Raw genomic sequence first — 14,474 nt, 5'->3', positions numbered from 1 at the left:
GCAACGGGTCCGCTAATTGCTTATCGTTATTTTACCGCTGGTAAAATGACCAGCACAGAATGCCGGGAAGGCGAATTACAGATGTCGCAAGGAAGCATGCAGTGGCGGAGGTGTAAAGTGTTAACGCGTGATTTCTTAATGAAGGCAGATTGTAAGACGGCATTTGGTGCTATTGAGGAATCGCTTCTCTGGTCAGCTGAACAACGTGCGGCGTCACTCGCTGCCACGCTTGCCTGCCGCCCGGATGATGGCCCGGTATGGATTTTTGGCTACGGTTCACTGATGTGGAACCCGGCTCTGGAATTTGTCGAATCGGCGACGGGTACGCTACCCGGATGGCATCGCGCATTTTGCCTGCGATTAACCGCCGGACGCGGCAGCGCGTGTCAGCCGGGACGCATGCTTGCACTGAAAGAGGGCGGCCGCACCACGGGAGTGGCCTATCGTCTTCCTGATGCCACGCTGGAAGAGGAGCTGACGCTGCTCTGGAAGCGTGAGATGATCACCGGCTGTTATATGCCGAGCTGGTGCAAGCTGGACCTCGACGACGGACGCACCGTCAATGCGCTGGTCTTTATTATGGATCCGCGTCATCCGCTGTACGAAGCGGACACCCGCACGCAGGTGATTGCGCCGTTAATTGCCGCCGCCAGCGGACCGCTGGGCACCAACGCGCAGTATCTCTTCTCCCTCGATCAGGAACTGACCCGCCTCGGCATGAAGGACGATTGTCTGAATGAGCTGGTGGTGAAGGTGAAGGCGCTGCTGGAAGGAAACGCGGTCAACAGCACGCTGCGACCGGGCTTTGCCTGATAATACGCCCGGCTTGCCGGGCGTGTGACGTTATGCTGCCACGTAGCTGACGGAATGCTCCAGTGACTGACTGTGGCTGTCGATCAGCACATCCCATGTGCCGGTATAGGGCACGGTAAGCCAGGCTTTGTCATCCTGCACGGTCAGAATATCCGCCTGGGACTGTTTCTGTGCCTTTGAACTCATCAGATGAATACGACAGCGCTCTGAGCAGCGCACCACGACCGTATCCCCGCCAAACAGTTTCAAACTTGTTTTTACCAGTGCCATTTTTTACCCCGTAGTCTTAAACAACGCTCTCCCTGCAGCCATATCCGAGCGTGATGTTGTTCACAATTCACTCATGGCATAACACCAAAGGGGAGGGGGTGGGATGCTGATTTTGATCAAAAAATGGCATAACGATTAAACAAAAATGACAATATTCCTCAAAATGTCAGCTGGCGCGCGTTTTAGCCGCTAAACGCGCGCCGGATTAACATTAAATGCGGAAATGGCCGGCGGTTTCAGCAAGGTCGCCCGCCTGGCTCTGCAGGGCGCCAGCCGCGGCGGCAGATTGCACGACCAGTTCGGCGTTCTGCTGCACCATGCGGTCGAGATGGGTTACCGCGTGGTTAATCTCGTGAATACCTTTCATCTGCTCGCTGGTGGCGATGGAGATTTCGCGCATAATGCCGGAGACGCTGCCGATGCTGGAGCGGATCTCATCCATGCTTTCCCCGGCCAGATGTACGTAGCGAGAGCCGGTCGCCACGCTGTCGGTGGTGGAATCAATCAGTGATTTAATCTCCTTCGCCGCCTGGGCGCTGCGGCTGGCCAGGTTGCGCACTTCACCCGCCACCACGGCAAACCCGCGACCCTGCTCGCCGGCGCGGGCCGCTTCGACGGATGCGTTCAGCGCCAGAATGTTGGTCTGGAAAGCAATACCGTCAATCACGCTGGTGATATCGCCAATTTTGGCCGACGCCACTTCGATGGACTGCATGGTGCTGATCGCCTGCGATACCACCTCGCCGCCGCGGGCCGCGGCCGCTGAAGCCTTGCTCGCCTGGTCGTTCGCTTCCGCCGCCGACTCATTTGACTGGGTCACGGAGGCGGTGATCTGCTCCACGGCGCTGGCCGTCTCACGCAGACTGGATGCCGCCTGCTCGGTACGTCCGGAAAGATCCTGGTTACCGGCGGCAATCTCCTGCGCGGCATTTTTCACCGACTCGCTGGCATCACGGAGTTGCACCATCACCACCGCGAGCTTATCGCTGAAGGCGTTAAAGGCCTGGGCGATCTGCGCGACTTCGTCCTCGCCGGCGTCCGGCAAGCGCTGCGACAGATCGTTGGTGCCGTTGGCAATGTTGTGCATCGCGTCGCGAATGTCAGACAGACGCTTCAACAGACGGGCAATCAGGAAATGGACAATGGCCGCGCTCAGCAGCGCCAGGATCACCAGCGAAATCGCCGATGCTTTAAGCAGGGAACGCATGCCGGAGGTGGCGTCACCGTTGTCGAGGGCGACCACTAACAGCCAGTTGGTGCCCGGCACGGCGGTCGCCACGAAGGTTTTCTCGACGTCATTCAGGGTTCCGTCGACCAGATTGCCGCTTTTCAGTGCGGCAAAATCGATGCCTTTGATGGTCTCAGCAAACGGTTTGAGCGTCAGGGCAGGATCGTTAGCCGCAATCACGCTGCCATCGCTGTTAAGAAGTAACCCGCTGCTGGCCGGGGTAGGATGGATCCCGCGCACGTTCGCCACCACGCTGTCCATGGCCACATCACCCGCCACGACCGCTTTCAGGGCGCCATTTTCTTTCACCGGCACGGCGAAGGTCACCACCAGTTTCCCGGTTCCGGCGTCGACATACGGCGCAGTCACAACCGGACCGTCGGTGCTGACCACCTGCTGATACCACGGGCGAATGGTCGGATCATAATCCGCAGGTACACCGGCAGGCTCGGAGAATTTTGCCGTTTTGCTGGCGTAGCCCACATAGACGTTGGTGAACCCACCCGCCTGGGCAAGCTGTTTAAACACCGGAACCGGATCATCACTCAGCGCCACGCTCCGGGCGGAGGCGATCACGGTCATCTTGCTTTTGACCCAGTCGGCAATCGCCATATTATGGCTGGCGCTGGTGCTGGTCAGGATATCGCGCTGGGACTGCTGGTTATCCTGGCGCGTGACCTGGAAGTTGATAACCGTATTGAGGAGAAGGGCGACGACCAGGCAGCCTGTCGTCGCGGCAATAATGCGAGCACGAATCGATCTGAACATAAGTGAAATACCTGCTGTGTTGTTTCCATGCCTATCGGCAACCCAGCAGGTAAACTTGATGCTGAAACCGCGTCCATAAGAAAAAAATATTTTTACGGGTTTATTATTAAAAAGTTAATACTTTATCAGCGGTCAGAGTCCACTCAGCCAGTTCAACCAGGGTACCGATCTCCACGCCGTCAATCAGCGGCAGGCCGGTGATGCCCCGCCCGTCGGTGCAGGTTTTGCACAGTTTCACCGGCACATTTTGCGCGGTCAGGATCTCCAGCATCTGCTGAATGTTATACCCCTCTGCGGGTCTCTGCCCCTTCAGACCTGCAGTGACCGCATCCGACATTAAAAAGAGTCGCAACGCCAGGTCGCTCTCCTTTTCGCGCAGCGCAATGGCCAGACGCAGGCTGTTAAAAAGGGATTCGCTGCCGTAGGCCGCACCGTTGGCGACAATCACAATCTTTTGCATGTTGACTCCTGTTCTTATAAAGGCACGAATATTGCTTAGCTTTCACGGGTTTCGCTGTTCCGGAGAGTAAGCATGACATTAATGGCTGGCATTTCACCAGGGGCTAACGAATGGCTCCAGCGCGCAAGGACGATGCGCCGGGAGCAGCTCAGCAAACTGGCACAGCTGGGCGTGCTTGTGCATGGCATCAGCCAGCTGGTGCACATGTTACAGTGTGAGCGCGGGGCTTCCAACGTCTGGCTCTGCTCACAGGGGCAGCTTTACGCCCCTGAATGCAAAGCCAGCCGGGCGCTGGTGGATGAAAACCTGTCTGCCCTGTATGGCATTCTCGACAAACAGTCCCCCGTTCCGGGAAGTGCCGTTTGTGAACGCATCGGCGGCGCGCTGCAAAGCCTGGATACGCTTCCCGCCCTGCGTGACGGCGTGCGCCAGCAAACACTTACGGCGCCGCAGGCGATGGAGCACTACTCGCGCATGCTTCGCCATCTGCTCAGTATCGTGCCGCAGCTTAATGACAGCATTGACGATCCGCACATCGCCGGGCGTTTTGTCGCCCTGTATAGCCTGATGCAGGGGAAAGAGCTGGCGGGACAAGAGCGGGCCCTGGGGGCGATTGGCTTCACGCAGGGCTTTTTCGATGATGTCACCCGCCAGAGGCTGGTTGACCGCATTGACGGACAGCAGGCCTGTTTTGAGATCTTTCTCTCGCACAGCCACGCTGAGGTGCAGACCACCTTTACCCTGAACTGCCAGCCCGATCGTGAAACGGAGCAACTCCGGCGCGTGGCCTGTACCCGCCAGCCTGCCGCCGATAATGGCACTACCGCATTGACCTGGTTCGCCCTGCAAACCTCGCGCCTTGAACACCTGCGCGCGCTGGAAGAGACCATGATTGCCGATCTGATGCTCGCCGTGGACGCGCGTATTCACCGTGACGACGACTACGCACCGCCCGCCGATGAGCAGGACGATCCGCTGATCCACTACCCGGAAAAACCGTTGCTCACCCTGGTTCGCCAGCAGGCGCGCGAGATAGAGCAACTCTCCCGTCAGCTTGCGTCGCTGCGCGATACGCTTGAAGAGCGTAAAACCATTGATAAAGCGAAAAGCGTGCTGATGACCCACCAGAATATGAGTGAAGAACAGGCCTGGACGGCGCTGCGCAAAATGGCGATGGACAAGAACCAGAGAATGGTGGATATCGCCCGCGCGCTGCTCATGGTGAAGCACCTCTGGGAAGTAACACCAAAGGAGTAGCTGCACAATCCGTGGGCATTTTGTGCCTGATTGAGGTGCGTAAACGTGAGGGTAAGGCGGTTGGCACCGCGAAAACTGCGCGTTAAAACCTGGCATTCACTTTGCATTATCAGATTAACCATTTTTGACGGTGCGCCAACGGCGGTGCATCAGTCTTCGGGATAAAGGCGTCCAGCGGTGCTTCGGCACTGTCGGGCGCTTTTTTTTTGGTTTTTTTTCAGGAGTGGTCATGGCGGATTTGTCGAGACGGCGGTTTTTGCAGGCCAGCATGCTGGCGAGTGGGGCAATGCTGTTACCGGGGGTCATGCAGGCCGCATGGGCGGCAGGCTCGGATAAACCGGAGCAGGAAACAGTGCGCATCGGGTTTATCCCGCTGACCGACTGCGCGCCGGTGATTATCGCAGCGCTGAAAGGGTTTGATAAAAAGTACGGCATCACCATCGTGCCCACTAAAGAGGCGAGCTGGGCGGCGGTGCGCGACAAGCTGGTGGCAGGCGAACTGGATGCTGCGCACATTCTCTACGGCCTGCTGTACGGGCTGGAGCTGGGGATCGCCGGAAAGCCGCAGCAGATGGCCAACCTGATGACCCTCAACCAGAACGGGCAGGCGATTACGCTCTCCGCCGATCTGGCCGAAAAGGGGGTTCGCGATCTCGACGGGCTGAAAAAGCTGACCGGGCAGCAGGCGCCGGGGACATACACCTTTGCGCATACCTTCCCGACCGGCACGCACGCCATGTGGCTCTACTACTGGCTGGCCAGCGCGGGCATTCATCCGTTTAACGATGTTCGCACCGTGGTGGTACCGCCTCCGCAAATGGTGATGAACATGCGCATTGGCAACATGGTCGGCTTTTGCGTCGGCGAGCCGTGGAACGCGCGGGCCATCAACGATCGTATCGGTTTTACCGCTGCGACGTCTCAGTCCATCTGGGCCGATCATCCGGAAAAAATCCTCGGCACGCGTCGCGAGTGGGTGGAGAAAAACCCCCACACCGCGCGGGCGCTGGTCAGCGCCGTGCTGGAGGCGGCGCGCTGGATTGACGCGTCCCCGGAAAACAAACGCGAGACCGCGCAGATCCTCTCCCGCCGCGCGTGGCTGAACACCAAAGAGCAGTACCTTACCGGGCGGATGCTGGGCGAGTACGACAACGGCGTGGGTTCGCGCTGGCAGGACGCGCATCCGATTCGCTTCTTCAACGACGGTGCCGTCAGCTACCCGTATCTTTCCGACGGCATGTGGTTCTTAACCCAGTTCCGCCGCTGGGGGTTGCTCAAATCCGCCCCGGACTATGCGGGCATTGCGCAGCGCATTAACCAGACCGCGGTCTGGCAGGATGCCGCCACGGCAGTAGGGGGCATTACCGTCCCGGCGTCACCGCTGCGCAGCAGCACATTGATGGACGGCACCGTCTGGAACGGTACCGACCCGGAAGGATACGCCAACCGTTTCGCTATTCACCGTAGAGGGGCCTGATTATGCAGCATCTGCAAAAGACGACATCACACGAGACGCCGGAGAGTGGGGAGGTGATTATTCTGCCTCCGGTGCAGGTTCGCCGCCGTACCCCGACGTTTGCCCGCCGGATTAACGCGATTTTTCAGCGCCTCATTCCGGCGTTTCTGGGGCTGGGGCTGCTGGTCGTGCTCTGGCAACTGGCCGCAATTAACAGTAAAGGATTCCCGACGCCGCTCAGCACCCTCGACTCGGCGTTAACGCTGTTCGCCGATCCCTTTTACCGTGACGGCCCCAACGACATGGGCATCGGCTGGAACGTGCTCGCCTCACTGCAGCGCGTGGCGGTCGGCTTTGGCCTGGCCGCGCTCGCCGGGATCCCGCTCGGCTTTCTGATTGGTCGCTTCACCTTTTTCTCGCGCATGTTCAGCCCGCTCATCGCGCTGTTGCGCCCGGTCAGCCCGCTGGCCTGGCTGCCTATCGGCCTGCTGTTGTTCCAGAAAGCGGAGCCGGCTTCCAGCTGGACCATTTTTATCTGCTCGATCTGGCCGATGGTGATCAACACCGCTGAAGGGGTGCGCCGTATTCCACAGGACTACCTCAACGTTGCCCGCGTGCTGCAGCTCTCCGAGTGGACCATCCTGCGGCGTATTCTCTTTCCGGCAGTTCTGCCGGCGGTGCTGACCGGGGTGCGCCTGTCCATTGGTATTGCCTGGCTGGTGATTGTCGCCGCCGAGATGCTGACCGGCGGTTTAGGGATCGGCTTCTGGATCTGGAATGAGTGGAACAACCTCAACGTCGAAAACATTCTCATCGCCATCGTCATCATTGGCGTGGTCGGGTTACTGCTGGAGCAGGGGCTGATGCTGATCGCCCGCCGCTTTAGCTGGCAGGAAAAATAAGGAGCGAAGATGAAACCGATAATTCAGGTCCAGGCCGTGAGCCAGCGTTTTTCCACCGCCAGCGGTGAGTTTCTGGCGCTGCAAAACGTCTCGTTTGATATTCACGAAGGTGAAACCGTGAGCCTGATCGGTCACTCCGGCTGCGGTAAATCGACGCTGCTGAACCTTATCGCCGGAATAACGCTGCCGACGGAAGGCGGGCTGATTTGCGATAACCGTGAAATCGCCGGGCCGGGTCCGGAGCGCGCGGTCGTGTTCCAGAACCATTCCCTGCTGCCGTGGCTTACCTGCTTCGACAACGTGGCCCTGGCGGTGGATCACGTGTTCCGCCACACCATGAGCAAGGCGGAGCGTCGGGAGTGGATTGAACACAACCTCGATCGCGTGCAGATGGGGCACGCCCTGCATAAGCGGCCGGGAGAGATCTCCGGCGGCATGAAGCAGCGCGTCGGCATTGCCCGCGCGCTGGCGATGAAGCCGAAGGTGTTGCTGATGGATGAGCCGTTTGGCGCGCTGGATGCGCTGACCCGCGCCCATCTGCAGGACTCAGTGATGCAGATCCAGCAGGCGCTGAACACCACCATTGTGCTTATCACCCACGATGTGGATGAAGCGGTACTGCTCTCCGATCGCGTACTGATGATGACTAACGGCCCGGCGGCGACCGTCGGGGAGATCCTGCACGTTGACCTGCCGCGCCCGCGTAACCGGGTGCAGCTGGCGGACGACAGCCGCTATCACCATCTGCGTCAGCAGATCCTGCATTTCCTTTATGAAAAACAGCCCAAAGCGGCATAAAGGGGCAGCCATGACGCGACTGATCGTTATCGGCAATGGCATGGCAGCAACGCGGCTGATCGCCTCGCTGACCGCTCGTGCTCCCGGTCGCTTCGCGATTACCGTGCTGGGCGATGAGCCGGAACACGCCTACAACCGCATCCAGCTCTCGCCGGTGCTGGGTGGGGAAAAACAGGCGGAACAGATCCGCCTGCAGGATGACGCCTGGTATGAGTCCCGGGGTGTGACGGTTATAAGAGGGGAAAAGGTGCTCGCGGTAGATGTTGAGAAGCGGCTGGTGCGTACAGCACAAACCACGCTAGCCTGGGATGAACTGGTGTTTGCCACCGGATCAACGCCCGTTGTACCGCCTATCCCTGGCGGGGATGCCTCTCACGTCTTTACCTTCCGTCGGCTGACGGACATCGGCGCGATTCAGGCTATCCCGGGCCCGGCGGTGGTGCTGGGCGGTGGGGTGCTCGGCGTTGAGGCTGCCGCCGCGCTTGCCAGCGCATGTGACAACGTCACGCTGGTACATCGCGGGGCGTGGTTAATGGAACAGCAGCTGGACCAGCAGGCTGGCGTCCTGCTGGAAGAGGCGCTGGCAGCACGCGGGGTGCGCTGCGCGCTTTCGTCCGAGATTGCGTCCATCGCGGCGGAGTCGGTGACGCTGTCGGACGGCAAGCGGATTCACGCCACCCGTGTGGTGTTGACCACCGGCGTTCAGCCCAACATCTCGCTGGCCAAAGCCAGCGGCGTTCGCTGCGCCCGCGGCATTGTGGTGAATCCGCAGATGCAGACCTCCGCGGCGAACGTCAGCGCCATTGGCGAATGCTGTGAGATCGACGGCCAGACGTTTGGCCTGGTGGCGCCCTGTCTGGCGCAGGCGGATATCCTCGCCGCCCGGCTGGCCGGGGAGGCCGTAGCCTCTTTTGCCCCAACGGACAGCGGGATGCGCCTCAAGGTGACGGGCATTGAACTGTTCACCGCCGGTCGCGCCACGGTGCAACCGGAGGACGTGGTCTGGAGCGCATGGGATCCCCTCACGCGCCACTACCGACGCTTATTGATTCACCGCGGCGCGCTGGCTGGCGTGCTGCTGATGGGGGACTGCCGCAGAGCGGCAACCTTCACCGATTTACTGGCAACAGCTGCGCCCGCCCATGCGGACTGGCTGTTCGATCGTTTCACTACGCAACCGCAGGTTGCAGGACAGAACGCTATGACAAAACCTACTCTGGTGGTGGTTGGGCACGGTATGGTCGGCCACCATTTCCTCGAAGATTGCGTTAGCCGCAATCTGCATCAGCAGTATCAGATTGTTGTCTTTGGCGAGGAGCGCTATGCCGCCTATGACCGCGTGCATCTGTCGGAATATTTTGGCGGCCGCAGCGCGGCGTCGCTCTCGCTGGTGGACGGGGATTTCTTTGCCGACCACGGCATTGAGCTGCGCCTGTCGCAGCAGATTGTCGCACTCGATCGCGATGCACGCGTGGTGCGCACCGCCAGCGGGCATGAAACCCACTGGGACAAACTGGTGCTGGCGACCGGCTCATACCCGTTCGTTCCACCCGTGCCGGGGAACGATTTACCGGGCTGTTTTGTCTATCGCACCCTTGACGATCTGGACGCGATTGCGGCGCATGCGGCGGGCTCTCGCCGCGGGGTGGTGATTGGCGGCGGGCTGCTGGGTCTGGAGGCGGCAAATGCGCTGAAGCAGCTCGGGCTTGAAACCCACGTGGTGGAGTTTGCGCCCAACCTGATGGCGGTCCAGCTCGACAACGACGGCGCGGCAATGCTGCGCAGGAAAATCGAGGCGCTGGGCGTCAGCGTTCACACCAGCAAAGCGACAACGGAAATCGCCCCCGCGGACGACGGGCTGGTGCTGCGCTTTGCAGATGGCGAACAGCTGGAAACGGACATGGTGGTCTTTTCTGCGGGCATACGTCCGCAGGATTCGCTGGCGCGCAGCAGCGGGCTGGCTATCGGCGAGCGTGGCGGGATCTGCATTGACGATCGCTGTCAGACCTCCGACCCGAACGTATTTGCCATCGGCGAATGCGCTCTGTGGGCGGGGAAAATCTTTGGTCTGGTCGCGCCCGGCTACCAGATGGCGCGGGTGGCCGCCGCCGCGCTGGCGGGAGAGGATAAAACATTCACTGGCGCGGATATGAGCACCAAACTAAAACTGCTGGGCGTGGACGTCGCCTCGTTCGGCGACGCTCACGGGCGCACGCCGGGTGCGCTGAGCTACCAGTGGACGCACGGCCCGCAGCAGATCTACAAAAAAATGGTGGTGAGCCACGACGGAAAAACGCTGCTAGGCGGCGTGCTGGTCGGCGATGCCAGCGAGTACGCCACGCTGGTGCAGATGATGCTCAACGGCATCGCCCTGCCAAAAGAGCCGGAGACGCTGATTTTACCCGCATCGTCAGGCAGTGCGCCAAAAGCGCTCGGCGTGGCGGCGCTGCCGGAAAGTGCGCAAATCTGCTCCTGCCATAACGTCAGCAAAGGCGATATCTGCCAGGCGGTGAGTGCCGGCGCGACGGACATCGGCGCCGTCAAGCAGTGTACCAAAGCGGCAACCGGCTGCGGCGGGTGCAGCGCGCTGGTGAAGCAGGTGATGGAGTGCCAGCTGGCCGAGCAGGGCGTGGAGGTGAAAAAGGATATCTGCGAACACTTCCCGTACTCGCGCCAGGAGATTTACCACCTGGTGCGCGTCAACCATATTCGCACCTTCGACCAGCTGATTAGCCGCTACGGGCAGGGGCACGGGTGTGAGATCTGCAAGCCGCTGGTGGGCTCGGTGCTGGCCTCCTGCTGGAATGAATACCTGCTGAAACCGTCACACCTGCCGCTGCAGGACACCAACGACCGCTACTTTGCCAACATCCAGAAGGACGGCACTTACTCCATCGTCCCGCGGATGCCCGCAGGGGAAGTGACGGCAGACGGGCTGATTGCTATCGGTCAGATTGCCAAACGCTACAACCTGTACAGCAAAATCACCGGCGGCCAGCGTATCGACCTTTTCGGTGCCACCCTTGATCAACTGCCGGCGATCTGGCAGGCGCTGGTGGAGGCCGGGTTTGAAACCGGGCACGCCTACGGCAAATCCCTGCGCACGGTGAAATCCTGCGTCGGGTCGACGTGGTGTCGCTACGGCGTGCAGGACTCCACCAGCCTCGCGGTCAGGCTGGAGCACCGTTACAAAGGCCTGCGCGCGCCGCACAAAATCAAAATGGCCGTCTCGGGCTGTACCCGCGAATGCGCCGAGGCGCAGAGTAAAGACGTCGGGGTCATCGCCACGGACAAAGGCTGGAACCTCTATCTGTGCGGCAACGGCGGCATGAAGCCGCGCCACGCGGATCTCTTTGCCAGCGATCTCGATGATGAAACGCTGATCCGCACCGTCGATCGCTTCCTGATGTTTTACATCCGCACGGCGGATCGCCTGCAGCGCACCAGCACCTGGATGGACAACCTGGAAGGCGGTCTCGACTACCTGCGGGAGGTGATCCTCAACGACAGCCTTGGCATTGCCCATGAGCTGGAGCAGGAGATGGCCCGGGTGGTGGAAACCTACCAGTGTGAATGGCAGACCACGCTTAACGATCCCAACCGCCTGGCGCTGTTCCGCACCGCCGTGAACGACACTGCCGCGGAGAACAACAAGCGCTGGCAGGAAATTTGCGGCATCGACGACATCCCGGAGCAGGCGGGCATTGGCGCGCGGCTTGGGCGTAAACCGATTGCGCTGTTCCGCTTTGGTGAGTTCGTCTATGCCCTCGACGATCGGGAGCCGGGCAGCAGTGCGAACGTGCTCTCCCGCGGCATTCTTGGCGATGCGTCGGGCGAGCCGGTGGTGATCTCGCCGCTCTATAAGCAGCGCATTCGCCTGCGCGATGGCTGTCAGGTGGATAATGGCGAACCTGCGGTTCGTGCCTGGCCGGTGAAAATTGAAGACGGCAAAGTGTGGGTTGGCAACGATGCCCTGGTGTTGCGCGCGGAGGCCTCATGACGGAAACCCGGACAACGTGCCCCTACTGTGGGGTCGGCTGCGGTGTGGTCGCTCGCGTGGAAGGTGAAACGGTAAGCGTTCGCGGGGATGAAAGCCATCCTGCGAATTTTGGCCGCCTGTGCGTGAAAGGATCGGCCCTGGGAGAAACGACGGGTCTGCAGGGGCGATTACTGCACCCCGTGGTTGACGGTGTTGAGGTGGACTGGACGCAGGCGCTGGGCGCGGCTGGCGAGCGGTTACAGGCGATCATCGACACCTGGGGGCCGCAGGCGGTGGCCTTTTACGCCTCCGGGCAATTGCTCACGGAGGATTACTACGCCGCCAATAAGTTGATGAAAGGGTTTATCGGCGCGGCGAACATTGATACCAACTCCCGGCTCTGCATGTCGTCGGCGGTGGTGGGCTATAAACGCGCCTTCGGTGAAGACGTCGTGCCGTGCAATTACGAGGATGTGGAAAACAGCGACCTGGTGGTGCTGGTTGGCTCAAACGCGGCCTGGACGCATCCGGTGCTGTACCAGCGGCTGGTGCAGGCAAAGCACAACAATCCGGAGATGAAAGTGGTGGTCATTGACCCGCGCAGAACCGCCACCTGTGATATTGCCGACCTGCATCTGGCGCTCGCCCCCGGGAGCGACGCCGGGCTGTTTGTCGGTCTGCTGGATGTGATTCAGGGTACGGACACGTGGCCGATATCCCGCGTAGCGGCGTTTTGCGGCCTCACGCCGCAGGAGATTGCCACCTTTTACGACTGGTTTATGACGGCGCCCCGGGTCATCACGCTCTACACCATGGGGATCAACCAGTCCTCCAGCGGCAGCGACAAATGCAGCGCCATCATTAACGTTCACCTTGCCAGCGGGAAATTTAACCGTTCGGGCTGCGGCCCGTTTTCCCTGACCGGCCAGCCAAACGCGATGGGCGGAAGGGAAGTGGGCGGGCTGGCGAATCAGCTGGCGGCGCACATGAACTTCGAGCCAGACGATCTTTCACGGGTGGCGCGTTTCTGGGGCACGGAGCGGCTGGCGCGAACTCCGGGCCTGATGGCGGTAGAGCTGTTTGACGCCATCGCCCGCGGCGAGGTGAAGGCGGTGTGGATCATGGGCACCAACCCTGCCGTCTCGCTGCCGGACAGCCACGCGGTGTGCCAGGCGCTGGCGAACTGTCCGCTGGTGATTGTCTCTGAGGTGATGAGGGATACCGACACCAGCCGCTTCGCCCATATTCGCTTTCCGGCGCTGGGCTGGGGAGAAAAAGAGGGAACGGTGACGAACTCGGAGCGGCGTATTTCCCGCCAGCGCGCGTTTCTGCCAGCGCCGGGCGAAGCGAAGCCGGACTGGTGGATTGTCGCGCAGGTGGCGAAACAACTGGGGCACGGCGACGCCTTTGCCTGGCAGCATCCCCACGAGATTTTTTGCGAGCATGCGGCGCTGACGGCCTTTGAAAATGACGGCGCGCGGGCGTTAAACCTTCATGACCTGGCTACGCTGACCCGTGACGCGTGGGAGCAGCTTGAACCTTATCAGTGGTCGACGGGGGATTTTCCGCACCGGAACATCGTTCCGGTTACCCCTCAGCCGCACGGTGCGACGGTCAGCGCATTCTACCCGCTGATCCTTAACACCGGGCGCATCCGTGACCAGTGGCACACCATGACCCGCACGGGAAATGTGGCCAGACTGATGCAGCATATCGCCGAACCGTTTGTTGAGATTTGCCCCACTGATGCCGCTCGGTTTTCTCTGTGCGACGGCCAGCTGGCGCGCATCAGCTCGCCGCGCGGCGTGATGGTAGCCCGAGTGTGCGTCCGCGACGGTCAGCGGGAAGGTGAGGTCTTTGCCCCGATGCACTGGAACGCGCAGTTTGCCCGTCAGGGAAAGGTGAATGCGCTGGTGGAAGGACGCTGCGATCCGGTTTCGGGCCAGCCGGAGAGTAAACAAACCGCCGTCAGGATCATGCCCTGGCAGCCCGCCTGGCAGGGAGAACTGTATGCCCGTGCGCTACCGGAGCTGCCGCCATCGGCGCACGGGTGGCGTAAAGCCTCACGCCTGACGGTGGCGGGGGATACGCCGCTGTTCTCCTGGGTCGCGGATTACGCCCGCGCCCGCGGCTGGCAGTTGCAGACTGCGCAAACGGATGCACGCAGCAGCGTACTGGCCTGGCATGAAGGCCAGCTGATGCTCGGGTTCTGGGAAGGCACCGCGTTACCGGCGCTGGCGCATACGGTCATCGAGGCCGCTTTTCAGTCGCCACCCCCGACGCCTGCTGCGCGCCATGCGCTGCTGAACGGGCAGGACGTGGGGAAGCACCGCGATCCGGGGCGCATTATCTGCACCTGTTTCAGCGTCGGGGAAAACGCGATACGGGAGGCGATTGCCGGAGGCTGTGATTCCGTCAGCGCGCTGGGGGCGAAGCTGCGCTGTGGTACGAATTGTGGCTCCTGCGTGCCGGAGTTGAAAGGGCTGTTTGGATAATGGCGTAAGGGCGACAATAATGTTCAGGATAATCCTGGAATTTCCGTT

10 protein-coding genes are annotated in these 14,474 nt (G+C 60.9%); 7 read left to right on the top strand and 3 right to left on the bottom strand.

Translation table 11 applies throughout. The features are described 5' to 3' along the window. The first annotated feature begins 117 nt into the window (after positions 1 to 117). Positions 118 to 813 (top strand): gamma-glutamylcyclotransferase, encoded by a 696-nt coding sequence (locus tag C1N69_RS12735; RefSeq protein ID WP_045286265.1) that lies wholly within the window; start codon positions 118 to 120, stop codon positions 811 to 813. Positions 814 to 843: 30 nt separating this feature from the next. Here C1N69_RS12735 and C1N69_RS12730 read toward each other — a convergent pair whose 3' ends face one another. From C1N69_RS12730 to C1N69_RS12720, 3 genes are all read right to left on the bottom strand, one after another. Continuing rightward, positions 844 to 1,083 carry a DUF1883 domain-containing protein gene (locus C1N69_RS12730; protein WP_010432930.1) on the bottom strand — a complete coding sequence of 80 codons (240 nt, stop codon included), beginning with the start codon at positions 1,081 to 1,083 and terminating at the stop codon, positions 844 to 846. A gap of 211 nt (positions 1,084 to 1,294) precedes the next feature. Next, positions 1,295 to 3,079 carry a methyl-accepting chemotaxis protein gene (locus C1N69_RS12725; protein ID WP_047958853.1) on the bottom strand — a complete coding sequence of 595 codons (1,785 nt, stop codon included), beginning with the start codon at positions 3,077 to 3,079 and terminating at the stop codon, positions 1,295 to 1,297. 106 nt (positions 3,080 to 3,185) lie between these two features. Then, the gene (locus C1N69_RS12720; protein WP_047958852.1) at positions 3,186 to 3,539 is read right to left on the bottom strand and encodes a DsrE/DsrF/TusD sulfur relay family protein; all 354 of its coding nucleotides are present in this window, start codon (positions 3,537 to 3,539) and stop codon (positions 3,186 to 3,188) included. Between the two features lie 72 nt (positions 3,540 to 3,611). Here C1N69_RS12720 and nasR point away from each other — a divergent pair, with 72 nt between their 5' ends. From nasR to C1N69_RS12690, 6 genes are all read left to right on the top strand, one after another. Continuing rightward, a complete protein-coding gene (nasR, locus tag C1N69_RS12715; RefSeq protein ID WP_095451155.1) occupies positions 3,612 to 4,796 on the top strand; it encodes a nitrate regulatory protein NasR in 1,185 nt (394 codons plus the stop codon). A gap of 229 nt (positions 4,797 to 5,025) precedes the next feature. After that, positions 5,026 to 6,273 (top strand): CmpA/NrtA family ABC transporter substrate-binding protein, encoded by a 1,248-nt coding sequence (locus C1N69_RS12710; protein ID WP_095440473.1) that lies wholly within the window; start codon positions 5,026 to 5,028, stop codon positions 6,271 to 6,273. A 2-nt stretch (positions 6,274 to 6,275) separates the two neighbouring features. Next, on the top strand, positions 6,276 to 7,154 hold the full coding sequence (ntrB, locus tag C1N69_RS12705; RefSeq protein ID WP_095440474.1) for a nitrate ABC transporter permease: 879 nt from the start codon (positions 6,276 to 6,278) through the stop codon (positions 7,152 to 7,154). Positions 7,155 to 7,163: 9 nt separating this feature from the next. Then, on the top strand, positions 7,164 to 7,952 hold the full coding sequence (locus tag C1N69_RS12700; RefSeq protein WP_045286270.1) for an ABC transporter ATP-binding protein: 789 nt from the start codon (positions 7,164 to 7,166) through the stop codon (positions 7,950 to 7,952). A 10-nt stretch (positions 7,953 to 7,962) separates the two neighbouring features. Further along, entirely contained in the window at positions 7,963 to 11,952 is a 3,990-nt protein-coding gene (gene nirB / locus C1N69_RS12695) for a nitrite reductase large subunit NirB (protein WP_155031313.1), read from the top strand. Further along, positions 11,949 to 14,426, top strand: coding sequence for a nitrate reductase (locus C1N69_RS12690; protein ID WP_155031312.1), 2,478 nt, complete (start codon positions 11,949 to 11,951; stop codon positions 14,424 to 14,426). Before nirB ends, C1N69_RS12690 begins: the two co-directional genes overlap by 4 nt. The last annotated feature ends 48 nt before the right edge of the window (positions 14,427 to 14,474 follow it).

The organism is Enterobacter sichuanensis (assembly GCF_009036245.1).
Taxonomy (GTDB): domain Bacteria; phylum Pseudomonadota; class Gammaproteobacteria; order Enterobacterales; family Enterobacteriaceae; genus Enterobacter; species Enterobacter sichuanensis.
Note: the sequence above shows the minus strand (reverse complement) of the source record. Positions and strands in the feature narration are given on the sequence as shown.

Coding starts and splice junctions, on each gene's coding strand:
- C1N69_RS12730 (WP_010432930.1), bottom strand. CDS start 1,083: ATGGCACTGGTAAAAACAAGTTTGAAACTGTTTGGCGGGGATACGGTC.
- C1N69_RS12725 (WP_047958853.1), bottom strand. CDS start 3,079: ATGTTCAGATCGATTCGTGCTCGCATTATTGCCGCGACGACAGGCTGC.
- C1N69_RS12720 (WP_047958852.1), bottom strand. CDS start 3,539: ATGCAAAAGATTGTGATTGTCGCCAACGGTGCGGCCTACGGCAGCGAA.
- nasR (WP_095451155.1), top strand. CDS start 3,612: ATGACATTAATGGCTGGCATTTCACCAGGGGCTAACGAATGGCTCCAG.
- C1N69_RS12710 (WP_095440473.1), top strand. CDS start 5,026: ATGGCGGATTTGTCGAGACGGCGGTTTTTGCAGGCCAGCATGCTGGCG.
- ntrB (WP_095440474.1), top strand. CDS start 6,276: ATGCAGCATCTGCAAAAGACGACATCACACGAGACGCCGGAGAGTGGG.
- C1N69_RS12700 (WP_045286270.1), top strand. CDS start 7,164: ATGAAACCGATAATTCAGGTCCAGGCCGTGAGCCAGCGTTTTTCCACC.
- nirB (WP_155031313.1), top strand. CDS start 7,963: ATGACGCGACTGATCGTTATCGGCAATGGCATGGCAGCAACGCGGCTG.
- C1N69_RS12690 (WP_155031312.1), top strand. CDS start 11,949: ATGACGGAAACCCGGACAACGTGCCCCTACTGTGGGGTCGGCTGCGGT.